Origin of the sequence: Neptunomonas sp., assembly GCF_016744175.1 — a bacterium.
Taxonomy (GTDB): domain Bacteria; phylum Pseudomonadota; class Gammaproteobacteria; order Pseudomonadales; family Balneatricaceae; genus Neptunomonas.
In genome coordinates this window covers 24,402-49,583 of record NZ_JADGEV010000024.1, presented here as the reverse complement: position 1 = coordinate 49,583, position 25,182 = coordinate 24,402, and the positions used below count along the sequence as shown (strand labels likewise).

At 42.1% G+C, this 25,182-nt stretch carries 25 protein-coding genes; 18 read left to right on the top strand and 7 right to left on the bottom strand.

Annotation, left to right across the window (positions count from 1 at the left end):
* Positions 1 to 100: 100 nt before the first annotated feature.
* Positions 101 to 544 (top strand): universal stress protein, encoded by a 444-nt coding sequence (locus QZZ55_RS12175; protein WP_293267605.1) that lies wholly within the window; start codon positions 101 to 103, stop codon positions 542 to 544.
* Between the two features lies 1 nt (position 545).
* On the opposite strand, the gene QZZ55_RS12170 is transcribed toward QZZ55_RS12175, so the two are convergent.
* Positions 546 to 2,414 carry an ATP-binding cassette domain-containing protein gene (locus QZZ55_RS12170; RefSeq protein ID WP_293267604.1) on the bottom strand — a complete coding sequence of 623 codons (1,869 nt, stop codon included), beginning with the start codon at positions 2,412 to 2,414 and terminating at the stop codon, positions 546 to 548.
* An 84-nt stretch (positions 2,415 to 2,498) separates the two neighbouring features.
* Positions 2,499 to 3,464 carry a hypothetical protein gene (locus tag QZZ55_RS12165; RefSeq protein ID WP_293267603.1) on the bottom strand — a complete coding sequence of 322 codons (966 nt, stop codon included), beginning with the start codon at positions 3,462 to 3,464 and terminating at the stop codon, positions 2,499 to 2,501.
* A gap of 156 nt (positions 3,465 to 3,620) precedes the next feature.
* On the opposite strand from QZZ55_RS12165, the gene QZZ55_RS12160 reads away from it, so the two are divergent.
* From QZZ55_RS12160 to QZZ55_RS12145, 4 genes are all read left to right on the top strand, one after another.
* The gene (locus tag QZZ55_RS12160; protein WP_293267602.1) at positions 3,621 to 4,079 is read left to right on the top strand and encodes an Lrp/AsnC family transcriptional regulator; all 459 of its coding nucleotides are present in this window, start codon (positions 3,621 to 3,623) and stop codon (positions 4,077 to 4,079) included.
* 168 nt (positions 4,080 to 4,247) lie between these two features.
* Positions 4,248 to 5,039, top strand: coding sequence for a 2OG-Fe dioxygenase family protein (locus QZZ55_RS12155; RefSeq protein WP_293267601.1), 792 nt, complete (start codon positions 4,248 to 4,250; stop codon positions 5,037 to 5,039).
* Between the two features lie 217 nt (positions 5,040 to 5,256).
* Positions 5,257 to 7,233: a transglycosylase SLT domain-containing protein gene (locus QZZ55_RS12150; RefSeq protein ID WP_293267600.1), complete on the top strand. Its 1,977-nt coding sequence runs from the start codon at positions 5,257 to 5,259 to the stop codon at positions 7,231 to 7,233.
* Between the two features lie 5 nt (positions 7,234 to 7,238).
* The gene (locus tag QZZ55_RS12145; RefSeq protein ID WP_293267599.1) at positions 7,239 to 8,027 is read left to right on the top strand and encodes a TatD family hydrolase; all 789 of its coding nucleotides are present in this window, start codon (positions 7,239 to 7,241) and stop codon (positions 8,025 to 8,027) included.
* 16 nt (positions 8,028 to 8,043) lie between these two features.
* Here QZZ55_RS12145 and QZZ55_RS12140 read toward each other — a convergent pair whose 3' ends face one another.
* Positions 8,044 to 8,286, bottom strand: a complete 243-nt coding sequence (locus QZZ55_RS12140; protein ID WP_293267598.1) for a glutaredoxin family protein — start codon at positions 8,284 to 8,286, stop codon at positions 8,044 to 8,046.
* 129 nt (positions 8,287 to 8,415) lie between these two features.
* Here QZZ55_RS12140 and QZZ55_RS12135 point away from each other — a divergent pair, with 129 nt between their 5' ends.
* The 7 genes from QZZ55_RS12135 (at position 8,416) to QZZ55_RS12105 (ending at position 17,648) form a co-directional block, all read left to right on the top strand.
* Positions 8,416 to 8,955 carry a PAS domain-containing protein gene (locus tag QZZ55_RS12135; protein ID WP_293267597.1) on the top strand — a complete coding sequence of 180 codons (540 nt, stop codon included), beginning with the start codon at positions 8,416 to 8,418 and terminating at the stop codon, positions 8,953 to 8,955.
* Positions 8,952 to 10,454, top strand: coding sequence for a methyl-accepting chemotaxis protein (locus tag QZZ55_RS12130; protein ID WP_293267596.1), 1,503 nt, complete (start codon positions 8,952 to 8,954; stop codon positions 10,452 to 10,454). The genes QZZ55_RS12135 and QZZ55_RS12130 overlap by 4 nt, the downstream gene beginning before the upstream one ends.
* A gap of 163 nt (positions 10,455 to 10,617) precedes the next feature.
* On the top strand, positions 10,618 to 12,360 hold the full coding sequence (gene phaC / locus QZZ55_RS12125) for a class I poly(R)-hydroxyalkanoic acid synthase (RefSeq protein WP_293267595.1): 1,743 nt from the start codon (positions 10,618 to 10,620) through the stop codon (positions 12,358 to 12,360).
* 126 nt (positions 12,361 to 12,486) lie between these two features.
* Positions 12,487 to 13,836, top strand: coding sequence for an MATE family efflux transporter (locus tag QZZ55_RS12120; RefSeq protein WP_293267594.1), 1,350 nt, complete (start codon positions 12,487 to 12,489; stop codon positions 13,834 to 13,836).
* Positions 13,823 to 14,893: a DUF3080 family protein gene (locus QZZ55_RS12115; protein WP_293267593.1), complete on the top strand. Its 1,071-nt coding sequence runs from the start codon at positions 13,823 to 13,825 to the stop codon at positions 14,891 to 14,893. Before QZZ55_RS12120 ends, QZZ55_RS12115 begins: the two co-directional genes overlap by 14 nt.
* Positions 14,894 to 14,966: 73 nt before the next feature.
* Complete coding sequence (locus QZZ55_RS12110; protein WP_366512319.1) at positions 14,967 to 15,683, top strand: transglutaminase-like cysteine peptidase; 717 nt, start codon at positions 14,967 to 14,969, stop codon at positions 15,681 to 15,683.
* 21 nt (positions 15,684 to 15,704) lie between these two features.
* Positions 15,705 to 17,648 carry an EAL domain-containing protein gene (locus QZZ55_RS12105; RefSeq protein ID WP_293267592.1) on the top strand — a complete coding sequence of 648 codons (1,944 nt, stop codon included), beginning with the start codon at positions 15,705 to 15,707 and terminating at the stop codon, positions 17,646 to 17,648.
* 19 nt (positions 17,649 to 17,667) lie between these two features.
* Here QZZ55_RS12105 and trxC read toward each other — a convergent pair whose 3' ends face one another.
* The 3 genes from trxC to tusA all read right to left on the bottom strand — a co-directional run bounded on the left by trxC (position 17,668) and on the right by tusA (position 18,984).
* The gene (gene trxC, locus QZZ55_RS12100; RefSeq protein WP_293267591.1) at positions 17,668 to 18,102 is read right to left on the bottom strand and encodes a thioredoxin TrxC; all 435 of its coding nucleotides are present in this window, start codon (positions 18,100 to 18,102) and stop codon (positions 17,668 to 17,670) included.
* 62 nt (positions 18,103 to 18,164) lie between these two features.
* A complete protein-coding gene (locus QZZ55_RS12095; protein WP_293267590.1) occupies positions 18,165 to 18,734 on the bottom strand; it encodes a ProQ/FINO family protein in 570 nt (189 codons plus the stop codon).
* Positions 18,735 to 18,738: 4 nt separating this feature from the next.
* Positions 18,739 to 18,984, bottom strand: coding sequence for a sulfurtransferase TusA (tusA, locus tag QZZ55_RS12090; RefSeq protein WP_293267589.1), 246 nt, complete (start codon positions 18,982 to 18,984; stop codon positions 18,739 to 18,741).
* A 141-nt stretch (positions 18,985 to 19,125) separates the two neighbouring features.
* Between tusA and QZZ55_RS12085 the strand changes: the two genes are divergently transcribed.
* The gene (locus tag QZZ55_RS12085) at positions 19,126 to 19,407 is read left to right on the top strand and encodes an antibiotic biosynthesis monooxygenase family protein (RefSeq protein WP_293267588.1); all 282 of its coding nucleotides are present in this window, start codon (positions 19,126 to 19,128) and stop codon (positions 19,405 to 19,407) included.
* Here QZZ55_RS12085 and QZZ55_RS12080 read toward each other — a convergent pair.
* Entirely contained in the window at positions 19,388 to 20,032 is a 645-nt protein-coding gene (locus QZZ55_RS12080) for an alpha/beta family hydrolase (RefSeq protein ID WP_293267587.1), read from the bottom strand. The genes QZZ55_RS12085 and QZZ55_RS12080 overlap by 20 nt on opposite strands.
* 376 nt (positions 20,033 to 20,408) lie before the next feature.
* Here QZZ55_RS12080 and ccoN point away from each other — a divergent pair, with 376 nt between their 5' ends.
* The 5 genes from ccoN to ccoG all read left to right on the top strand — a co-directional run bounded on the left by ccoN (position 20,409) and on the right by ccoG (position 25,116).
* Positions 20,409 to 21,839, top strand: coding sequence for a cytochrome-c oxidase, cbb3-type subunit I (gene ccoN, locus QZZ55_RS12075; RefSeq protein ID WP_293267586.1), 1,431 nt, complete (start codon positions 20,409 to 20,411; stop codon positions 21,837 to 21,839).
* A 17-nt stretch (positions 21,840 to 21,856) separates the two neighbouring features.
* Positions 21,857 to 22,477 (top strand): cytochrome-c oxidase, cbb3-type subunit II, encoded by a 621-nt coding sequence (gene ccoO, locus QZZ55_RS12070; RefSeq protein ID WP_293267585.1) that lies wholly within the window; start codon positions 21,857 to 21,859, stop codon positions 22,475 to 22,477.
* Positions 22,478 to 22,522: 45 nt separating this feature from the next.
* Positions 22,523 to 22,669, top strand: a complete 147-nt coding sequence (locus tag QZZ55_RS12065) for a cbb3-type cytochrome c oxidase subunit 3 (RefSeq protein WP_293267620.1) — start codon at positions 22,523 to 22,525, stop codon at positions 22,667 to 22,669.
* Positions 22,666 to 23,559: a cytochrome-c oxidase, cbb3-type subunit III gene (gene ccoP / locus QZZ55_RS12060; RefSeq protein ID WP_293267584.1), complete on the top strand. Its 894-nt coding sequence runs from the start codon at positions 22,666 to 22,668 to the stop codon at positions 23,557 to 23,559. The genes QZZ55_RS12065 and ccoP overlap by 4 nt, the downstream gene beginning before the upstream one ends.
* 138 nt (positions 23,560 to 23,697) lie before the next feature.
* The gene (ccoG, locus tag QZZ55_RS12055; RefSeq protein ID WP_293267583.1) at positions 23,698 to 25,116 is read left to right on the top strand and encodes a cytochrome c oxidase accessory protein CcoG; all 1,419 of its coding nucleotides are present in this window, start codon (positions 23,698 to 23,700) and stop codon (positions 25,114 to 25,116) included.
* Positions 25,117 to 25,182 lie beyond the last annotated feature (66 nt).

Here is a 25,182-nt window from a genome sequence, read left to right as displayed (position 1 = left end):
AATTTCCTTTGAAGGACTCATATTCTATTGATGGTTATCACAATTTCATAACGTTTCTATATGCTAGACTGAAGTAAATTCAATAAAGAGGATTAACCCAATGGCCGTTTATTCCAAAATTCTCTTGGCTGTAGACTTGTCTGAGGAATCAGACCAGCTCATTGAGAAAGCCCGTACTATTGCGCAGAATAACCAAGCAGAATTAACAGTACTACATGTTATCGAGCCGCTTAGCTTCGCTTATGGTGGCGATGTCCCAATGGACCTTACCACTGTTCAAGACCAACTCGACGAGCACGCTCGAACCAAACTCTCGGCTTTTTCTGAAAAACTCAACTACCCTGTTGAGTCTCAACAAGTGATCACAGGCCATACTGAATCTGAAATTCATCGCATGGCCGAAGAGAAAAAGTGCGACTTAATAATTGTTGGCAGTCACGGCCGTCACGGCCTGGCGTTACTTCTGGGTTCAACCGCAAACAGCGTATTACATGGAGCACCTTGCGATGTCCTCGCTGTTCGCGTTTATGAACCTGAAAACTAGACTACATAGCTTCCAGCTCTACCCAACGCTCCATTAGCACTTCAATCTTGCGTTCCTGCTCTTGCAGTAACGCAAGCTTTTCCGTGACTAGTGAATGATCGCTTTCATAAAAACCTGCTGCGCTAGTCTCTGTCATTAGCGCATCAAGCTCAGCTTCTGCAGACTCTAATAAAGCAGGCATTTGCTCAAGCTCTCGCTGTAACTTATAGCTAAGCTTTGAGGCTTTTTTCACAGGAACAGCCCCCGCTTGGCTCAATCCGGCTTTAGCAGGCGGCTTTTCTTTTACAACAGTAGGACGCTGTCTTAACCAATCTTGATAACCACCGATGTAACTTGATACCCCACCGTTTTCAAACACAAATGAGCTGGTTACCACATTATCCAAAAATGCCCTGTCATGACTCACGAGTAAAACCGTACCCTTAAAGTCCATCAAAATCTCTTCTAGCAGCTCTAGTGTTTCTACATCAAGGTCATTTGTTGGCTCATCCAATACCAGCAAGTTTGCAGGCTGGCTGAACAGTCGCGCTAATAACACACGGTTACACTCTCCACCTGATAATGCTTTTAAGGGTGTCCGTGCTCGTTCAGGTGCGAACAAGAAATCTTGAAGATAGCTAATGATATGACGCCGCTGGCCGTTTATTTCAATCGCCTCACGTCCTTCAGAAATATTATCGATAACTGATTTTTCTGGATCTAACTGACCACGTAACTGATCAAAATACGCTACTTCAAGTTTGGTACCGTGAGAAACACTTCCACTATCAGGCTTAAGCTGGCCTAGTATCAATTTAAGCAAGGTACTTTTACCAGCACCATTGGGGCCAATCAGGCCGATTCTATCGCCACGCTGAATAGCGGCCGTAAAGTTCTCAATAACCGGAGTGCCGTTAAAGCCAACAGTCACATTTTCAAGCTCCGCTACCAATTTACCTGAACGCTGTGCTGCCTCAAGGTTAAAACTGGCTTTGCCTTGACGGCCAAGACGGTCTGAACGCTCACGTCGTAATGACTCCAGCGCACGAACACGGCCTTCATTTCGGGTGCGACGAGCTTTAATTCCTTGGCGAATCCATACTTCTTCTTGCGCAAGTTTTTTATCAAAAAGAGCATTATGGCGCTCTTCCTGCTCTAGCAATATCTGCTTCTGCTCAGTGTAAGACGTATAATTACCAACAAATGAGGTTAAAACCCCGCGATCTAATTCGATAATACGTGTCGCAAGATGATCAACCAAAGCACGGTCATGCGAGATAAATAACACGCCACCACGAAACTCTAACAGCTGTTTTTCAAGCCATTCAATAGTATCTATATCCAGATGGTTTGTCGGCTCATCAAGTAATAATAAATCGGGTTCTTGTACCAAGGCGGTACCCAGTGCCGCACGTCGGCGCCACCCTCCAGACAACGAAGACATAAGCGCTTCGCCGTTAAGCTTTAGACGAGTGAGTACCCGCTCCACCCGTTGCTCTAACCCCCAACCATCTACCGCTTCCATTTCATGTAATAAATGATCAAGCTTAGCGAGAGATTTAGCATCTGTATTTGATGATAGCTTGTCGTATTCGGCACGCATATCAACAACTTCTTGTAATCCCGAAGCAACAACATCCCATACTCTTCGCTCATCAGCAGCCGGCAAAGCCTGAGCGAGCTCAGCAATACGACACGAAGGATCAATCCATAACTCGCCATTATCTAGATGAACTTGTCCAGTAATGACTTTTAACAAGGTCGACTTACCAGCCCCATTAAGCCCAACCAAACCAATACGCTCCCCTGGCTCAATGTTAAGACCTACATCAGCAAGTAGAGGGCGCGAGCCAAACGCGACGGAGGCTTTATCAAGGCGAATCAGGGGCATGGTATTCTCTATACGGGAAAAATGAGCCGGCATTTTACCGAATTTAACGGTAGCAATATAGCTGATTCTTTAAGTGCGAGCGACTTAGCCTAATGGTTCAACATGCTTATTAACGAGATGGGTCTTCCAGAATGAGTCAGGACAAGCATTTAGCACGCGAGTCAGGACACCGATAAAGACGAATGTAAACAATAAACGCGCCCATAAAACCCCTGAAAGATCAGCGCCCAAAACGGTTACCAGCAATGTATCTTCGATAATACTATGACACAGCGCTAAGAGGCTCATAGAAGCAAAAATATCACGTTTGGCTACGTGCCCTGCTCGAGCTTCTTTTATCAATAAGCCACCGCCAAAGGATAATCCTAGCGTTACACCCACAATGGTAATTGTTGTTGCCTCACGACCAATGCCCACCAAACGCAAAACAGGGCGTAACAGTAGTGCCATCAAGCGCTCTATCCCTGCTATTTTCAATAACTTTAATACGGTCAGTAAGATCACAATTATAACTTGAATCATAATTAAGCTTTCTACTTGGCTAACTCCCCATGCAAGCAAACCAGGCTCAGGCATTTCTGGCTGCCAAATTAAGGTCATTGGTTCCTGTAAGAGATCATAAAACTGATAAATATGATGCATGATAAAAGCTAAAACTAATCCTCCACCCACCCTGAGCAACAAGGTTACACGTAAGCGAACTCCGGCTTGCTGCGCAATCCGAGCTTCAATCGGAAGAGCATGTGACTGTAGCATCAGAATAGATAATATTGTTACTTGTGCAATGGTTAGCACTTCTCCTTGCTGGACATAGAAAAATACCAGCATGCCACCATATATATTGGTTAACATTGTGGTTGCCCACACAAACCCCATAGATTCTGGCAGGCCTACGGTATGCATCACCGGGCTAAGCATGAAACCTAGGTATTCAACAGCACCCAGCTCTTCAAATATTTTCACGACAATAATGACAGGAATCATCAATTTAAAAAGCGTAAAAGAAACTTGGAAAATATCTCGACCCAGTTCAGTAAAAAACAATTTCATGAAGCCACCCATAATTAGCTAGTCGGTATATGATAACGAGACAGAACCTTATAAAAATTCTTTATGAAGAGCTTTCAACTAATTATATTTTGTATTTTAATATATTAGTTAATTATATTAACCACTTAGTCACGATCGACATTTGGTGTTCCAGATATGAAACTAGACGATACAGAAAAGCGAATCCTTCGCTTATTACAAACAGATAACAACATCACCAATCTTGCTTTGGCAGAAGCGGTCGGATTATCTGCACCTGCGTGCCTTAAGCGAGTAAAAGCATTACGGGCAAAAGGAATTATTGAGCAAGATGTATCCATACTAAACCCTAAGCTTAGCGGTATTGGTATTACCATAATTGTGGAAGTCGAAATGGAACGCGATCGCGTGGACCTCAACCAAGTCTTTGCCAAACGGATAGCCAACAGCACAGAAGTTACTCAATGTTACCAAGTAACTGGGGAAGTCGACTTCGTTTTGATTGTTAATGTCGCTGATATGAACGCATTTCAAATGTTTGCAGAAAAAGTTTTATATGCAGAACCAAACATGAGGAAGTTTCGCACCCTAATTTCAATGAGAAGGAATAAATTCTCAACCCAAATACCCTTATAGTTTGTTAAATAATATACTTTCTATGTTAATTAGTTTTAACATTAACGCCAAATAAAGCCAGCACAAAAAACAATCAGAGTATTGACTCAATCCCTGTAACACTTTCATTGTTACCTCCAGATAAGGCAAATAGCCTATCAAGCTCATTTAATGTGAATGGAGTCAACAATGAAAAGTTCTAATATTTCTTTCTTACAACCTACCTTACCCCCTCTTATTCATGGAGGAATACCTTACTGGGAGTCCAGCGTACGCCAGGATTTATCACAAGGTTCATGGAGTAAAGCCAATATAGAAGAACATATTGATTTAGAAGAGTGGCAAGACTACCTGAAATACTTACCTAAAGATCCTTATGTCGATACACGCTGGAAACGAATGTCATGGCTATTTTTAGATGATGACAACCAATTACAAATTATAAATGAATGCCCGATGGCACAAGGAAGCCAGTACAATGATGCTGCAACAATGGCAGATAAGTTACGTTATTACCCCCAACTACAACAACAGTTTCTTAAGCGCCAAGATGTACAAGTGTTTATTAAAAACTGGGCAAGTTTATGGAATATCGGTCCTCATGAGCCTATTTTGATGCAAATTAATGGTGTCAGAGGCCAACAATTACTTGACCCATTACAAGGTCAGGGTATTCATCAGGATGGCAGTCAATTCCTTAGCATCTTAGTATTAAATAGAAGCAATGTGGCTGGCGGAAGCAATGCACTATATAAAGACAAAACAGGGAAGCACCCTTTAACTGAGGTCACTCTAGAGCCTGGAGAAATTCTGCATGTTAGGGATAACGAGGTATTTCATAATGTTTCGCAAGTCCATCCCATTAGCAGTGACATCCCATTCGAACGGTTCATCATTATTATAAATAGCCGTTTCAACGACAAATTTCAAAATAAAGTTCTTCAAGAACATTATCCCAATGCCGTGTTAAACAACGTTTAAAACTATTTACCTATGTCAAGCGGAACACACGGGAGGTAACTTCTGCTGTGTTCCCAAAAACAAATTAAAACGAACTTAACGTAAACAGATATGTCATAGTTTCGCTTTTATAACGTTATATTATTCTGAAATAAAAACTTATCAATATATTACCCTTTTTATAAAAGCTGTTTTACACTTAAAAAAACATATGACTCAACCGTAGGCTCATAGCATCATGTTAAAAAGAAGAAAACTGTTATCTGCGGTAGCAATCATCGGTGTAGCTATAGGCTTCAGCTCTCCTTTTTTTTCTGCCTATGCAAGCACACCCGAGCGCCAACTTTATCTAAAAGCCAAAACAGCCTTTGAGAAAAAAAACACTGCGTTAGCGGATAAACTAACCGATCAACTAAAAAATTATCCTCTCGCTCCTTATTTACACACCAGACAAATTAAAAGAGATATTGCAAAGCTTGATGATGCATTTGTGAGCAGTTTCATTCAAGCGAACAAAACAACACCCTATGCTGATGATGTACAGAAAGTAAGACTAAATAAACTACTACGGCAAAAAAAATGGCAATCGTTTAACAAAGCCTATGCCGAATTCCCCATAAACAGTAAACGTTATAGATGCGAGCTAGCTAATGCTACGTTTCAACTTGGGCAGAAGAAGCAAGCGTTTATTGCAGCACAACAACTATGGCTAGTAGGTTATTCACAAGACTCTGCATGTAATGCCTTATTTGTAGAATGGATTAAGCAAGGTAACGTAACATCTTCCATTGCGAGCAAACGCTTCTGGCTTGCCATTGAAAACAAAAACTTTGATCTCGCGAAGTACCTTGCCCGCTTTATAAACAACCCTACACATACTAAAGAAACCATGCTTTTCTGGGATGTGAAAAATAAACCAGACTTAATCGAAAATACCAAGTTGCTCAAAGAAAAACTGCCTCACCATGGCGTAGTAGCAGCATATGCTATTCGCAAAATTGCACGCAAGGACATTAATAAAGCAGCTAACTTATGGCTCCGTGATCGCAATCGGTTGATGTTTAGTCAAAAGGTAGTGGATAAAACTAATTTATATTTCGGGATGCGCTACGCCAAAGGCTATCGTAAAAATGCCGAACAGGTGCTGGGCAAGCTGGACCCTAATTTTACTTATGAAAAACTAACAGAATGGCGTATTCGCTTGAAGCTCGCCAAGCAAGATTGGAAAGGTGCATTAGCACTTATTGAGAAACTCCCGGAGAAACTTCAAAGCGAAGGCCGTTGGGCATACTGGAAGGAATCTACGACACATAGATTAAACCCTCAAAGCCATAAACCTAATTATGATGAGATCTCTAAAGAAAGAAGTTTTTACGGTTTTCTCGCATCAGAGATTACTAACAACGCTTTCTACCTAAACCATCGTCCATCGGGCATCACAACGGCTCATAAAAACAAAGTGAGCAACCTGCCCGCTTTTAAAAGAATTAAAGAGTTACTGGCGCTTGATTACCAATACGCTGCACGTGTTGAGTGGAATCATTTAAGCAAGCAGCTATCAAAAAATGATAAATTGGCTATGGCTCATATTGCTTATGACTGGGGCTGGTATGATCAAGCCATTCGAGGTGCTGCACGAATAAAGGCTTGGGATGATTTGGATATCCGCTTTGCGAACCCTCATCAGTCCTTATTTAAGGAGCTATCAGCCAAGCGTGGGATATACCAAACATGGGCCGTCGCTGTCGCTCGCCAAGAAAGCGCTTGGCATCAGACCGCACGCTCTAGAGTGGGCGCTCGCGGACTAATGCAATTAATGCCCGCCACTGCAAAGATGACTGCCAAAAGATATGATATTAAATACAACGGCGTTAATCAGCTATTCACCCCTCGTACCAATATCTCATTGGGTACAGCGTATCTTGCAGAGGTCCTGGGGACATTCAAAGGAAATCGTGTATATGCAACAGCAGCTTACAATGCAGGCCCACATCGTGTTAAAAAATGGCTAAAAGCACGCGGAAATGTTCCTTTGGACGTGTGGATTGAAACTATCCCATTTGATGAAACACGTAACTATGTGCAAAATGTTTTAGCATTCAGTGTCATTTATGACGTAATGGCTTCCAAAAAAGCTAGCTTATTCAGTAAGCAAGAATCTGATTTGCTTGCACTAAATCAAGATGAAAAAAATAATAGCGGCCCTACGTTATAACTACTATGGCTGAACTGATAGATATTGGTGTTAACCTTACTGACAAGCGTTTTCGTAACGATACAGAGGAGGTTATTCAGCGAGCGAAAGACTCGCAGATACGTGCAATGCTGTTAACTGGAACATCTTTAGAGTCATCACTAAAAGCTGCAGATTTATGTAAGCATCACTCAGAATATTTATATTCCACTGTGGGGGTTCATCCTCACGGCGCATCAGTACTGACTGACTCGATGCTCGATCAGCTCTATATACTTAGCCAACAACCTTGTGTTGTTGCTATTGGAGAAACCGGGCTTGATTTTAATCGCAACTTCTCAACGCCCGAAGAACAAATACGCTCCTTCGAAAGCCACATTGAACTAGCTCAGAAAACCAAGCTTCCACTATTCCTTCACGATAGAGAAGCCACATCAAAACAAATAAGCTTACTTACGCCAGCAATGCAACAACTTGAAGGCGCAGTATTACATTGTTTCACAGGCAATAAAAAAGCTCTCTTTAATTATCTAGATTTAGGGCTATTTATTGGTATTACTGGATGGATCTGTGATGAACGCCGAGGGCTGGAGCTGCAGTCTCTAGTAAAAGAAATACCTAGTGACAAACTTTTAATTGAAACTGACGCACCCTATTTATTACCTAGGGATTTGCCTTTTAAAGCAAAAAAAGGTCGAAACGAACCCGCCTACCTTCAACACGTCGCATCAACAATTGCAAAACTACGTAATGTATCTCTCGATGAACTTTCAGCGCAAACGGTCACAAATACCCGCCGGCTTTTCGGGATCTGAATAGCAAGACACATTCCTATAAGGACACAAACTTTACTAGCTTCTCTGCATCAAAGGGCCAAAACAATTCTTCGCTGGTATCTTCATTTTTTATGACGGGAATCTTTTCACCATAGCATCCAAGTAATTGGTCATTATAAGCAATATCAATAACATCTACTTGATGTTGCTCCGGGTTCAGATTTGTGACAAGTAAAGCCTCTGCTAACTCACACAAATGGCAGCCTGTTGTCGTAAAAAAAACAAATTTTTGCATCATAATATATACCAAGGTCTTTATGGTTTTTCATGCAGATTATGGCATCTCTGCTAACATAAACCCTAATGAGGATCTTAAATATCCTAAGTAAATGAACATTTAATCAACTTCTTTATAGAGACGCTGTCTATGAAGCCCAAAATAACACCTATCGATCATGAAGTTTCACTCACTGAAAATGAGTTTATTGTCAGCAAAACGGATAAAAAAGGCATCGTCACCTATGTAAACCGCACCTTTATGAGTATTTCAGGGTATCCAGAATCTCAATTATTAGGCAAACAACACAACATTATTCGCCATCCAGACATGCCAAGAGGCGCATTTAAGCTTCTATGGGACACTTTAGAACAAGGAGACGAATTTTTTGCTTATGTGAAAAATTTATGTAAAGACGGCAGCTACTATTGGGTATTCGCTAATATCACCCATGACTATGACGGAAACGGACAATTACGAGGTTACTATTCTGTTCGAAGAAAACCCTCACGCCGCGCAATTAATACGATTATACCAATTTATAAAAAAATGCTAGAAATAGAGAAAAGCAGCTCCACAAAAGAGGCGATGGCAGCTTCACAAGCCTACCTGAACGAAACACTATTATCACTGAACACTACATACTCTCATTTAATGCTGAGCCTGAATGATATGGAGGAGCAAACATGAGTATACGTAATCCTCAGCAATCGGGTGTCAGCGCTGGAGCTCCATTTTTAGATGCCAGAATTAAAACTTACTGCTATAGCTTTATTGGCATTTCACTTATCAGCTCCTTCTATATTACTTATGCTTATGAAATTAATGCGATTTGGCTAATTCCTCCCTTACTAACCAGCTACATAGTTTATCGACTACTGGTAAACACCGGTTATGTATTTCATGCCTTGCAACAAATACATCAAACACTGGAGAAAGCAAACCGTGGGGAGTTTGATGCACGAATAACGCGCACAAAAAAACTAGGCGAAGTTGGTAAAATAGCATGGGAAGTCAATGACTTCCTCGATAAAGTGGAATCTTACTTTAAAGAAGTTGACTCATGTTTCACGCATGTAGCCAGAGGCGAGTACGACAGACCTGCACTCCATCAAGGGCTACCCGGCCTTCTAAAACAGTCGCTAAAGAATATCAATTTTGCTCTTATAGAAATGAAAAAGGGTAATGAAACAGTCGCAGCAAACGCACTACACTCAGAACTCCATTCCCTCAATGGGAAGCACTTAATCACCAATTTACGCCAAACCCAAAATGATCTATTACAGATCAGCGAAGATATGATAAAAGTGGAATCAATCGTTCAAGACAACGGAACAGCCGCTAAACAAAGCCAGCAATCTGTAAGTCAAATGATCACTGCACTTGATAATATTTCTTCCACTATTAACTCTATTGCAACTAACGTTAGTAAATTAGGAGAAGATAGCGCCAAAATCACTGACTCTTTATCTATTATCACGGACATTGCAGACCAAACAAATTTACTCGCTCTGAATGCCGCTATTGAAGCGGCGAGAGCCGGAGAACAAGGACGCGGGTTTGCAGTGGTTGCCGATGAAGTAAAAGCGCTCTCTCGCCGCACTAAAGAAGCTGCTATCGAAGTAACGTCCACTATTTCAGATTTCAGTCTTCACGTTAACGAAATGATTGAGCAAGCAGAAAGCTCGAATAAGATGGCAGCAGACGTGAATGGTATCGTCGCTGAGTTCCAGACACAGTTCGACGGGTTTGCAATAGGCGCCGACGAAACACTGCGGGCTATAACCCATGCAAGAAGCCAAGCATTTGGTTCCTTAGTTAAAGCCGATCATGTTATTTTTAAACAAAACGGTTATATCGCACTTGATGGATCAATGGATCGTACCAACGAAATCGAAGCAACATCGGTAAGCCACCATAACTGCCGCTTAGGAAAATGGTACTATAAGGGACCTGGTGCGGAGCTCTTTAGCAATACGACAGCCTATGCAAAACTTGAAGCTCCTCATGAAGCGGTTCACCTTGCAATACAAAATGCTGTGGCACTGCGCGACGCTGACTGGGGGAATAACCCATCGATCAGAAAAGAAATAACTGACTCAATGCAGCGCGCAGAAAATGCAAGTGACAAGGTTTTGCAATATATTGACGGTATGGTTGATGAGCATCATAACCAAAAACAAGGCTAAAGTTCTATCATCATCACTTGCAAGCCTCGCAGCGGCAAGGATATGCTGAACTTAAGTTCAGAATCGATAATCGTAAACTGTTAACTCTAATCTGAATAACGTCAAATCGATACCTAGGTATTAGCCGGGCAGCAACCAGATTTCAGCAAAATAAGGTAGTTTCATGGAAAAAAATAGTAACGACAAGCTTACGAACCCTCAAGAGTTCATCAACTACGTTAACCAGGAAACCCAAAAGCTCCTCGAAAACTACACTAGCGCGGGTGGAGATGATGTATTTAGCCAGTTCACTCAATCTTGGTCAGAACTAGCCACTCGCTCTCTAGAAGACCCGACTGTCTGGATCAAAGCGATTACAGATTACCAGCAGGCTCAAATGAACCTCTGGAAAAATCTGTTAACAGGCCAAAGCGATGTAAAACCTGTTGCTGCACCGGTGCAAGGTGATCGTCGTTTCAATGCGGAAGAGTGGTCTCAAAACCCAGTTTTTAGTTATATAAAGCAATCTTACCTTTTGGGTTCTGGAATGCTTCAGAACATGGCTTCAAATGCCAACTTGTCAGATACAGAGCAACGTAAGCTTGAGTTTTATACTCAACAGTACATCGATGCTATGTCTCCTACTAATTTTGCAATCACCAACCCTGAAGTACTACAGCAAGCCTTAGAAACCAAAGGTAAAAGCTTAGTAGATGGTTTGCAAAATCTATTGGGCGATATCGAGAAAGGTCGTATCTCGATGACAGATGAAAGCGCTTTTGTGCTTGGCGAAAACATTGCCACGTCAAAAGGAGCTGTTGTTTTTGAAAATGATATGTTCCAGCTTATTCAATACAAGCCATCAACAGAGCAGGTTTATGAAAAGCCAACTCTAATTGTGCCTCCATGTATTAATAAGTTTTATATTCTGGATCTCCAAGAACACAACTCTTACGTTAAATACTGCGTTGATGAAGGCCAAACTGTTTTCTTAGTTTCTTGGATTAATCCAAGTATTGAGCAAGGCGATATCAGCTGGGACGATTACGTTGGCAAAGGTGTCATCACTGCAATTGACAAGGTTAAAGAGATCACAGCATCTCCTAAAGTCAATGCCGTCGCTTGGTGTATAGGCGGAACTCTGCTTGCATCAGCCTTGGCAGTATTAGCGCACCGTAAAGACGCCAGTGTTGCATCGGCAACGTTCTTGACTACGCTAACTGATTTCAGAGATCCAGGCGATCTTTGCGTGTTCCTTGATGAACAGCAGGTCAAAAAACTAGAAGACAAGGTGAACAATCAGGGCTACCTATCGGGCAAAGAACTAGCAACCTCTTTCAACATGCTTCGCTCTAATGACCTTATTTGGTCATATGTTGTTAACAACTATCTGAAAGGCCAGACACCGCCTCCATTTGATATCCTATACTGGAATGGCGATTCTACTAACCTGCCAGCTGAGATGTACACTTATTACATCAACAACATGTACCTAGAAAATAAACTTGTTGAGAAAGATGCTCTGACCATGTGCGGATCTCCAATTGATTTGGGCCGCATTAAAATTCCGTGCTACTTCTTGTCGACTATTGATGATCATATTGCTCCATGGAAAGGCACTTTCACAGGCGCAGAAAACTTCAATAATGTGGAGTTTGTTCTCGGTGGCAGCGGTCATGTTGCCGGGGTTATTAACCCTGCTTCTAAAAACCGTCGTAACTACTGGGTCAAAGGCGAGCAAGGAAAAGGATCTGATCATTGGCTAGAAACAGCTGAACGCGTTGAAGGCTCTTGGTGGCCAAACTGGTCCGAGTGGCAGAAAAAACGTGGCGGTAAAAAGGTTGCCGCTCCTGCAGATTATGGAAACGCAGACAACAAAGCGATTGAAGCAGCTCCAGGCCGTTTCGTAACAGTGCGTATCGACTAACGATTTTTAGAACAATAATCTGTAACATTAAAAGCCTCTGTATTGCAGAGGCTTTTTGCTTTCTACGAGTTATACGTTTTACTCGAAACCAATAGCACTACACTCATTCTTTAAGAGAACCAATCTGTGACGCAACACCGCACTTGGAAGGAAGTTAAAATCCTTCTTGCTCTTGGCTTCCCTATTATGCTCACGCAATTAGCACAAGCCTCCATGGGCTTTGTCGACACACTAATAGCCGGACAATACAGCACCCTCGACTTAGCAGCCGTCGCCCTAGGTTCAAGTATATGGCTACCTATTTACCTCGCCGCTACGGGTATTCTCATGGCAACAACGCCTTTAGTTGCTTTTGCATCCGGATCACAGACAACACATGGGGTTCTCAGCATTTTCAGACAAGGGCTTTGGGTTGCTCTTGCTCTGGGTATACTCAGCGTACTCATATTGAATTCCACGACATGGATTCTCGACTTCATGAGGGTTGAGCCGTCTTTAGCTACCAAAACAAAAGAATATCTACACGCTATTTCGTGGGGCTTTCCAGCACTTTTACTCTATCAGCTGTTAAGAAGTTATTTCGAGGGATTGGGCAAAACCCGTCCAGCAATGCGCATCGCATTTCTTGCTTTATTACTTAATATTCCTCTTAACTATATATTTGTCTTTGGTAAAATGGGCTTTCCAGAGTTAGGGGCTGCAGGATGCGGCTGGGCCAGCGCATTAGTAATGTGGGTAATGCTTGCGCTCGGCACCACAGCAATAAAACGTAATCCGCAACTAAAACTACCTGAAGAAACCGAACCTTGCTGGATAGATTTCCACGCTTTATTTAATTATTTAAAACTCGGCATCCCAATGGGCTTTGCTATTTTAATTGAAACTAGCATGTTTTCTGTTATTGCGCTTTTGCTTGCTCCTTTAGGTACGCTCGTTGTTGCAGCTCATCAAATCACAATGACTTTTTCTGGTTTAATATTCATGATCCCTTTGAGTATCGCCATGGCTTGCACGATAAGAATAGGTCAGCTAACAGGAGCCAAAAAACCGAAGGAAGCGTGGTTTAGCGCAAAGGCTGGCATATTAGTTACTACCAGTATTGCTCTACTTACTAGTGTCGTCATCTGGCTTCTTGCCACCCACATTGCCCAAATATTTACAACAGAACAATATCTCATTGAACTCGCGGCAAGCTTACTACTAATCGCCGCTCTCTTTGAAATATCTGACGCGCTTCAAGTAACAGCTGCGGGAGCATTACGTGGCTACAAAGACACCACTATCCCTCTCGTTATCGTTTTCATTGCCTATTGGGTAATAGGCCTTCCACTTGGCTATGTACTTAGCTTAACCGATATTATTTTACCCGCAATGGGCGCTGCAGGCTTTTGGTATGGACTTGTAATAGGTCTCTCCGTCTCAGCCATATTATTAATGATAAGGTTACGACGGGTCGCTAAACATGCATGTATTTAGCACATACCTCTACTGTGCTATTTTGCTTCTCGTCATGGGCTGCAGTAATGAAACGCCCGAACAACAGCTGACAAACGACTATATCCAGCGTATAGAGAATGTATTAGGCGAGAAAATAGAAGAACCTATACTGACTTCTTCATTACCGGCCTTACCCCCTCAACGGCTTCGCTACCGTGAAATCACAACCATCAAAGAAGGCATGTTTGATGTTCTAGATTTAGGCAGATGCAATCTGCTTTCACTGATCGCCGCTAGAAATAGCTCACTCGGAGCAGTAGCACCTCCCTCTCAACGGCTTAGTTACGAAATACAATTTCACACTCTACTTAAACGCTGCTTACCAAGCATTGAGAAAGACGACAGCCTATCCCAAAAATCCAAACTACGTATTTTTGCTATATACGAAATAAAAGAACAAAATTTACCTGCAGTTTTTTGGAACGCTCTCTATACCGGACAAGAAATAGAAGCCTCACTTGCCTTAAATCTTTCGCCTCTTTCTTTAAATAAAAAAAATCATAGCAACTATTTTAGAGCGATGCGTAAGCTTTTTTCAGTCACTGAAATGACGCTAGGCAAACAGATCCCTCCCGACTCACACTCTTTAAAGAAGCTAGAAGAGAGCTATGCAGCTCTATATCACGACCCGCTTGGTACTCCGTTGCTAAAGTCCCTTTTGCTATTAGAGTCCACACTAAATAGAGCCGCCGACTTAATAAACGCTAGACTCATGCGAAGACCACTATGTTTTCAAGGCATGACAAACCCTAAAGCAAATATATTAAAAAACGTCTTCACTGAATACTATGCACGCCAGCTACAGCCCTATTTGGCTAATGTACACTTCATTGGTGAACAGTGGTTTGGTATTCATGAACAAACGCTAAAATTTTTACCTATTCCTTCACAAGTGGCGCCCTATGTATCTCAAGTGTTTTTAAGGGATTCTAATGAAAGTATTTGGAATCGATATATCAACGCACGCAACAAACACACCGATGCCTGGCAAGAAATTCTGAGTCAATGCAATTTAATGCCAAACAATAACAAGTAAATAGCTTCAACCTTGAAAAAATAGCATTCTTCTACCATGCTGCATGCATTACTCCTGCGCTTTAAGGTAGCTTGTGCTTAAAAACCGCTCTTGCATCGCTGAAAAAAGACGGTCCAAGTCACTAAAAATCAATAGCTTAATTTATGTATGCGTCGCTTTCTTCTGCGCATCAATATCTATGTTCGCCTTGAGTGATATAAGTATTCGTCTTAACAATGCTTATATTCAAAAGCTCGGGCAAAAATATGGGCCGCAAGCAAAACTCCGATTACAAGCGTGGCAAACACTAATAACCGACATAGCAAACTTGCCAGAAAGTGAAAAGCTAGCACAGGTAAATGATTTTTTTAATCAAGTTAGATTTTTAGATGATATCGACCACTGGGGGAAAAAAGATTACTGGGCAACCCCCGTTGAATTTCTCATCAGTAATGGTGGGGACTGCGAAGATTTTTCAATTGCAAAATATTACACGCTTAAGGAAGTTGGGGTGGATGTGAGTAAATTAAGCATATCCTACGTTAAAGCTCTTAAGCTCAATCAAGCGCACATGGTACTCACATATTATAAAAAACCAAGCGCAATGCCTGTTGTACTTGATAACCTCATTCCTGAGATTAAACCGGCCTCCCAAAGAACAGATCTTTTACATGTATACAGCTTCAATGGTGACAATCTCTGGTTGTCAAAAAAAGGACGAAGAACCACTTTAGTAGGCACTTCAGACCGCCTAGGGCCCTGGGTAAAACTCAAATCAAGAATAGAGAACAATCGTGTTAATGTTAATTAATTTAGAACCAAGGAGTGTTTTATGTCTTTACTCAATCAGTTGATTGCTGCGGTTTTTGCCGTGTTGATTGGCTTGGTGTCTGGCACTCTTTACATTATGTCAGACAGCTCAAAAGACATGCTGTCTCACCAATTAGAATCTCACGGCCAAGACACTGCTACTCACTTAGGGCTTTACCTAGCGCCTTATATTGCCGAGCAAGACACAGCAACTATCGAGACAACTATCAACGCCATTTTTGATAGCGGATTTTACCAAAAGATTGAAGTACTTGATGCTCAAGGACAAACACTGTTTACTTCTGATAGCCCACCTCCTACCCCTCAAAACGTACCTCAATGGTTTCTTAAGCTCGTTCAATTCACCCCACCGTCTATGGAACGTGAAATAAGCCACCAGTGGCGTAAAGTAGGCAAAGTTAAAGTCCAGGGTCGTGCAGGATATGCTTATGAACAGTTATGGAAAGGTGCCGAAAAAACTCTCATTTGGTTTATTTCACTTTCTCTTATCGCGGTCTTTTCACTTAGCTACCTCCTTAGATTTATCTTACGTCCACTTAAAGGCGTTGCAGAACAAGCATCCGCACTATCGGAAAGAAAATATGTTGAACAAAAGCACATACCAAAAACTCAAGAACTGAAAACAGTCGTCGAAGCGATGAACAAAATGGTACGTCGCGTGCAAAGAACCTTTGACGAACAAACACGCCATATAGAAGAACTGCGAAAAACTGCATATCAAGACAATCTAACAGGCCTTGCCAATCAACGATCCACACAAGCACAACTCAGCGACTGGTTAGACTATCGTAAAGATTTTGGGCCCGGCACATGCATCTACCTACACATCCCCAACCTACAATCGCTCAACCAACAGGCAGGAGAAGAGAGAATAAATAACTTCCTCTGTTATGTAGGAACTCAATTGAGCAATTTAGCCTTACAATACCAGCAGAATATAGTAGGACGCTTAACCGGCTCAGACTTTATAGCTTTGATTCCTGTTACTGATGAAGAGACAGTAAAACGCACTATAAACCAACTCAAAGAATCAATAAAAATCAATGCCAACTCGCAAGAAATCGCCCAAAACCAACTACCTATACATATAGCAGTAACGCAAAGCAATGAGCACACCACTGCTGCTCAGTTACTCTCAGAAGCGCGCATTCTCCTAAGGCAAGCATCCTTAAATAACGTAGATATACAATACCCCGAGCAATTTACTGGAGTTCAGACAACGTCGAATTCATGGCAGTCACATGTTGCTAACGCCATCAATAACAAACAAGTCTTTCTGCAATATCAGAAAGTTATTTCAAACTCCGGCAACACCGTCATACAAAGAGAGTTATTAGCACGTATTCTCAATAGAGAAAACATGCCTTGCTCTGCTATTGAGTTCATACAAGTTGTTAAAGAACTAGGATTAATTGAAGCATTAGACAAAGCCGTGCTGGAACGTGCTATCGAATACATTCAGGGGCACCCTTCATGCCCTCCCCTGACTATTAACTTTAGCCAACAGGCAATCCATTCTGAAAACTTCACGGCGTGGATAAATAAAAAGCTACGCAAACAAAAACTCAAAGGTCGCTTAAATATTGAAATCAACGAAACAGCTGTTCTTAATGATATTGAGCACATAGTTCAGTTTCGAGATTTACTAAAACAAAATGGCGTTGGCTTCGGAGTAGATAACTTTGGCATTCATCCCAGTGGGTTTAGTTACTTGTATGTAGTACAACCTGACTATATTAAAATTGACGGCTCCCTTTGCCGTGAAATTGATAACAGTGCTGAAGACCGCTTCTTTGTGAGTAGCTTAATCACAGCTGCACACAGCCTAGGCATACAAGCTTATGCAGAGCGTATAGAAAGAGAAGGCCAAAGCGAGCAACTCAGCACGTTAAATATAGATGGTACACAAGGCTTCCTACACGGTAGGCCGGAAGCGCTTATCTAAATAATTTATTGCATATAGATTATTGGTAGCGCTCCAACCAATGGGACATGCTCGTTAAATCTAAAGCTCCAGCTTGACGAGCAATCTCTACTCCACCTTTCAGTATAATAAGTGTTGGAATACTACGAATTGAATAACGCGCAGCAAGCGCTTGTTCAATTTCTGTATTAACCTTCACAAATCTAAATCGTGGTTCCAACTGCCTTGCTGCTTGCTCAAAAACTGGAGCCATCATTTTACATGGCCCACACCAAGACGCCCAAAAATCTACAACAACAGGAACATCACTTCTCTTAACAAACTTATCGAATTGAACCATTGTTAGCTCAACAGAAGTGCCTTGAAAAAGCAGCACACGACATCGACCACAAATTGGTTTAGCAGCAAGCTTATCAGCAGGTACACGATTCTGTGTTTGACAGGAAGGGCAAGAAATTAACTTTATTTGAGACATAAAACACCTTATATATAAGCTAGTAACTATATAAGGTGCTTTGAAGGGATTACAAGGCCCGCTTAACGTTTATTTAGCGCAACCAACTGATCCAACTTGTTGTGCAAGCGATCAGCTTTTTCAGCTTCACGTTGCTGCTTCTCTTTTTCTTTCTGAAGCTCACGTCGGTGCTGATGAAATTCTTTTAGCTTACCTTTGGCATGTTCTGCTTCTTCAGCTGTAACCTGTCCTTGGCCCTCACCTTGCAGATTAACCCTATCGACGCCTTCTTGTAAGGATCGAAAATATTGAGGAGAACGTACATATGAAGCTAACGCTCTCTTAATTTTATTTTTTGCAACTTTGTCATCAGCGATCAAGTCGTCCTGAATACCAATTTTTAAAGGTCGCACGTTTTCACGGTTAAAGACCTGTGGGTATGTTTCCATCAAAAGCTGAAGTGCAGCCTGATTTGCAGCTCGATTCTTCGCTTTACTTTTACTTTTTGGTATCACTACGTCGTTCACAACATTTCTCTCGATCACTTTGATATTCGAACGGTTTTTCTTCAGCTCAAAATCGCTAATTAACCGTTCGCACTCATCAACTACCCGCAATGTTTTTTCCACTGCGGCATTTATATCGTCAAACACTATATCAGCTGCCTTTTCGAATATAATAGCTGAATGTTTCATTTTCGCATTCATTGACCTGTTCAACCAGCTCATGTCCAAGAAATGTACAGAACTTTGGTATATCTCGCTGAGTAGATGGATCTGTGGCTAACACCAGCAAAACCTCACCCGTCTCGATTTCACGTACCTTGTTATGCAGCATCATTACCGGTTCGGGACAATATAGCCCTGTAGCATCCAGCAAATGATCTTCTTTAATACCAGCCATTTCACATCTCGATCTATAAACATCTCTATTGTCTCAAATAAAACACAGTAACGAAAGCTGGTACTTGCCAAAGTATGAGTTTGTGATTTCAATAACTAGGTTTATTATTAGTGAATAGCGATAAATTCTTAGGGGGAAACCATGATTAAAGTAATAATTGAACGTCATATCGCTGATGAACTAGGGGAACACTACGAAAAGGCAGCTAAAGCAACACTTCAAAAAGCAATGCAAGCACACGGATTTATTTCTGGTGAGGCACTGAGGGATTCAAATGACCCAAACCACAGAGTGGTTATTGCTAATTACAGAACGATAAATGACTGGCAACATTGGCTAAGCTCTCCAGAACGCAAAGAAATGATGGAACAATTAAAGCCAATGCTAGACCAAGAAGAAAAGTTCACGGTTCTTGAGCATTGATTGCAAGGTGATGATTAAGAGATTGGATTTCTTCAATCATCTTATCCATACTGGATCGCATGTGGCCTTGTTGTGTAAACCCGGATACCTTTCGTGGCTTTAAATCATGATTGCCATCTACCAACCAGTGCATTCTTACAGCAGGAGGCAACGGGTACTCTATAACCTCTCCTCTTGTCCCCATAGAATCCCTTTCCCCTTGGAATATATGTAAAGGCTTTGATAATCTATGCATATGGTCTATTCGCGTTGTTAACAACTTACCGGCCGCATGAAAAGGATAGCCAAATACAAAACATGCTCTTGCCTGTGTATCCTCCATAACCATAGAGGCAATTCTTCCTCCCATAGATTTCCCAGCCAAAAATAATGGTTCCTCTCCCGAAAATTCATTTATTACTTCTTTATAAGCAATCAACAACTTATCTGCTCTATCAGGAGGCCTTCTCTTACCATCAAGGCGCCTCTTTTGCATATATGGAAATTCAAACCGAATAACTTGCAAACCACAGCCCGCTAGATACTGAGAAACGTCAATTAGGAAGTCACTTTCCATACCAGCGCCAGCCCCATGCGCCAATAATAGCCGCCCAAGAATAGGCTCACCATCGATCAAAACATTCAAAAAAGTCACCTCAACAAAAAAAAACTTACTTAAGGATATTTATCGCTAATTTAGAGCTTGATCTATATCAAGCAATTGACAATTAACAAAAGATAAAAGCAAGCCTAAAGTAGCATAAAAAAGACAATTTCATGCTTAAGACCACTGTAGACGATTGTAGAATAGCATCGCCAGTAAAATTTATTTCAAATAAAATCAATTAGATACACGCAAAATAAACACTTAACTAAAATGGATATAAAATATATTTACTGATCAAATTATGCGACAATGCGCCACACTCAACGCCTGAACCTCGTTGAAAACGCAAGGCTATTCCAAGATAATTGCCTGCGGAACTGTACTATCAAACCAAGCTTTTGGATGAGAGCCTGACATGAGCACTGTAACTGAACACCCAACTTATAATTACAAGGTTGTGCGCCAGTTCGCCATTATGACGGTGATATGGGGTATAGTCGGAATGACAGTTGGCGTCTTAATTGCCGCACAACTTGTATGGCCGGCACTAAACTTTGACACATCATGGTTATCCTACGGACGTTTACGCCCGTTACACACCAATGCGGTTATATTCGCATTTGGTGGATCAGCGCTATTTGCTACATCTTATTATGTAGTTCAGCGTACTTGCCAAACGCGTCTTTTCTCAGACGGTTTAGCGGCCTTCACATTCTGGGGATGGCAGTCGGTTATTCTTTTAGCAGCGATAACCCTACCAATGGGTTTAACTTCTTCTAAAGAATACGCAGAGCTAGAGTGGCCAATTGACATATTGCTTGCTGTTGTATGGGTTTCCTATGCAATTGTATTCCTAGGCACTGTAAAGAACCGTAAAACCTCACATATCTATGTAGGTAACTGGTTCTACATGGCCTTCATCATTACGGTAGCGGTTCTACACATTGTTAACAGCATGGCTATGCCTGTTACTATGTGGAAATCTTACTCAATATACCCTGGTGCCGTTGATGCCATGGTTCAGTGGTGGTACGGCCATAATGCGGTAGGTTTCTTCCTAACCGCGGGCTTCCTAGGAATGATGTATTACTTCGTTCCTAAGCAATCAGAGCGTCCAATTTACTCTTACCGCCTATCAATCGTGCATTTCTGGGCATTGATTGCTACTTACATGTGGGCCGGCGGACATCACCTTCACTACACTGCTCTTCCAGATTGGACTCAATCTGTAGCAATGGTTATGTCATTGATTCTATTAGCGCCTTCATGGGGTGGTATGATTAACGGTATGATGACACTGTCTGGTGCTTGGTATAAATTACGCACAGATCCTATACTTCGCTTCTTAGTCGTTTCTCTATCCTTCTACGGCATGTCTACCTTTGAAGGCCCTATGATGGCTATTAAAACTGTCAACGCACTATCTCACTACACAGATTGGACTGTTGGTCATGTACACGCCGGCGCATTGGGCTGGGTTGCAATGATTTCTGTTGGTGCGACATACCACATGATTCCAAAATTATTTGGTAAAACACAGATGTGGAGCGTTGCCCTAATTAATACTCACTTCTGGTTAGCAACTGTAGGTACTGTTCTTTACATCTGCGCGATGTGGGTCAACGGTATCCTGCAAGGCTTAATGTGGCGCGCAGTTAATGAAGACGGCACGCTAACATACAGCTTCGTTGAAGCACTCGAAGCATCTCACCCAGGTTACTTCGTTCGCTGGTTAGGCGGTATATTCTGGCTGACAGGTATGCTTCTGATGGCTTATAACACTTGGCAAACTGTTCGTAAGGACAGCAAAGCCCCAGCGGCTGATGCTGCTGCGCAGGCTGCATAAGGCTGAGGAGCAGAATAATGATTAAGCATGAAACAGTAGAAAAGAATATCGGCCTAATGGTTTTGTTAATCATCATCGTTATCAGCGGTGGTGGTCTAGCTGAAATCGTACCTTTATTCTTCCAAGCATCAACAACAAAACCTATTGAGGGTCTACGCCCTTACAACGCTGTTGAGCTAGAAGGCCGTGATATATATATACGCGAAGGGTGTCATGTATGTCACTCTCAGATGATTCGTCCATTCCGTGCTGAAACTGAGCGCTATGGCCACTTCTCCACTGCAAATGAGCAAGTATGGGAGCATCCGTTCCTATGGGGCTCTAAGCGTACCGGGCCAGATCTAGCTCGTGTTGGAGGTCGTTACTCCGATGACTGGCATCGTGCTCATATGTACAACCCTCGTGATGTTGTACCAGAGTCGAAAATGCCCTCTTACCCTTGGTTGTTCGAAGACAAGCTAACGGGTAAGGATACGGCTGCCAAATTGAGTGTTATGCGTAAATTGGGTGTCCCTTACACTGACGAACAAATCGCAAGTGCTCAGGACGATGTTGCAGGTAAATATGAAATCGAGGCACTGGTTACATATCTACAAGCACTGGGCAAAACCCATTCTGTCTATAACAATAAACGGTAATCACTAGTGAGTTACGATGTTTACGGCCCATTCATACCGGTGATTATGCTCATCACCTTTATCGGACTTTTTATCTGGGTGTTACTACCCGGTAATAAGAAACGATTTGATGATGCATCTCAACTACCCTTCGCTGATGAAGCAAACGGTAATTCGGATGAATCGACCCCGAACAGGAGAGTGGAAAAATGAGTGCTTTCTGGAGCGCATGGGTAACGATTATTACCCTAGCAGTAATTTTTGGCTGTACTTGGTTGCTTTTACAGACACGTAAGGGTGAAACCTATAAAGAAGAAACTGAAGAAACTGTCGGGCATGAGTTCGATGGCATTGCAGAATTAGATAACCCTCTTCCAAAATGGTGGTTCCAGATGTTTATGGGCACTGTTATTTTTGGTTTAGTTTACTTAGCGCTATATCCAGGCCTAGGTAACTTCAAAGGATTATTGGGGTGGACTTCCACAAACCAGTGGGAAGAAGAAATGGCTTACGCTGATGAAGTGTATAAACCAGTCTTCGCTAAGTACGCCACCTTGTCTGTAGAAGACCTGCAAAAACCAGAAAACGAAGCGGGCCTTAAAATGGGGCAGCGCATGTTTGCTAATAACTGTTCTGTTTGTCACGGAACAGCTGCAACAGGTGCTCACGGCTTCCCTAACCTAACAGATAATGACTGGTTGTACGGCGGATCTCCGGATGCACTAACCCAGACTATTTTAAATGGTCGCCAAGGCGCTATGCCTGCATGGGGTGCTGTATTAGGAGAAGAAGGTGTACGTGACGTAGCTAGTTATGTGCAAGAACTCAGCGGTCAGGAAGCTGACGCTGATGGAGCTGCCCGTGGGAAAACCCAGTTCCAGGCACTTTGTACCGCTTGCCATGGTGCTGACGGTAAAGGAATGCTAGCACTTGGTGCTCCTAACCTGACTGACAACACTTGGCTTTACGGAAGTTCATTTGAGCAAATCGCACACACTGTCCGCTCTGGACGTAATGGTGTAATGCCGGCTCATAAAGACTTGCTTAGCAAAGACAAAGTTCAGCTGATTACTGCTTACGTGTATAGTTTGTCTAACAAGTAATTGACAACTATCAATAAAAAGGCGATATGAAGAAATTCATATCGCCTTTTTTATAGACAAGATTATAATATTCAACTTCTCTAATGGATGAGTTGGCCCAGTAGGCTAATACCCAACAATAAGCTTGCGAGCACAGACATGAATCAGATACCTGTTAAAGACGTCACACCTCCAGCAAGTGGCAAGAAAGAGACTTACGAACTCTACGCAAACCGTGAACATATTCACGTGAAGTTCTACAAAGGAATCTTTAAGAACTTTCGCGTTATCTCCGGTTCAATAATGCTGCTCATGTTTTATGCGTTTCCGTTAATTGAATGGAACGGAAGACAAGCCATTCTCTTTGATTTACCCAGCCGCCAATTTCATATATTTGGAATGACATTTTGGCCTCAAGATTTCATGTTGCTATCTTGGCTTTTAATTATTCTCGCATTCACTCTTTTCTTTGTAACCGTATTTGCAGGGCGCTTGTGGTGCGGCTATGCATGTCCACAGTTTGTCTGGACTTGGTTATTTATTTGGGCCGAACGTATCGCTGAAGGCGACCGCAATCAACGCATCAAACTCGACAAAGCACCCTGGAGTGCCTCCAAACTCCGTAAACGAACGCTTAAACATGCATTATGGTTATTTATAGCCATTACTTCAGCGATAGCATTTGTTGGCTACTTCTCCCCTATCCGTCAGTTAGTTAGTGACTTAGCCTCGTTCTCACTCGGCCCATGGGAAATGTGGTGGATTGGATTTATTGCGGTAGCTACCTATGCAAATGCTGGCTGGCTTCGCGAGCAAGTATGCATTTATATGTGCCCCTACGCACGTTTTCAAAGTGTTATGTTTGACCAAGACACTCTCGTCATTTCTTATGATGAAAAACGCGGAGAAAGTCGCGGCAAACGCAAAAAGAATGCAGACTACAAAGCAGAAGGTATGGGAGACTGTATTGATTGTGGCTTCTGTGTAAATGTTTGCCCTGTCGGTATTGATATACGTGATGGCCTGCAATATGAATGCGTAGCATGTGGCGCATGTGTCGATGCATGCGATGACATCATGGGCCGTATGGGATATGAGAAAGGCCTCGTTCGCTACACAACGGAACATCAACTTGACGGCAACACGACTCATTTATTGCGACCAAATCTAATTGGCTATTTCTTAGTGCTCATAGCAATGTGTATTGCCTTTAGCTATACGATTTTCAGCCGTATTCCTCTTGAGCTCGATATATTGCGTGACCGTGGACAACTATATAACGAAACTTCCGACGGTCTTATTGAAAACGTTTACAAACTTAAGCTCGCTAATAAAGAGCAACGAGACCATGACTATCGAATAACCATTACTGGTATTGAGGGACTGAAACTAATTTCTGAACCAGTAGTCACTATTAAGGCTGGCGAGCTACTTGATTACAATATCCGAATTCATGTAAAAAAAGAGAATATCAAACGTCCAAATTATGATATTCAGATCAATGTTCAAGCACTCGACAACGATAGTATCTCGATTACCGAAGACAATAGATTCATTGGCCCTGCGCCACGTCGATAGCCGACCCGCGCATTAAATTAAGTTACAATAGCTGCTCTCTGCAAAGACAGCAGCTATTTTTATGAC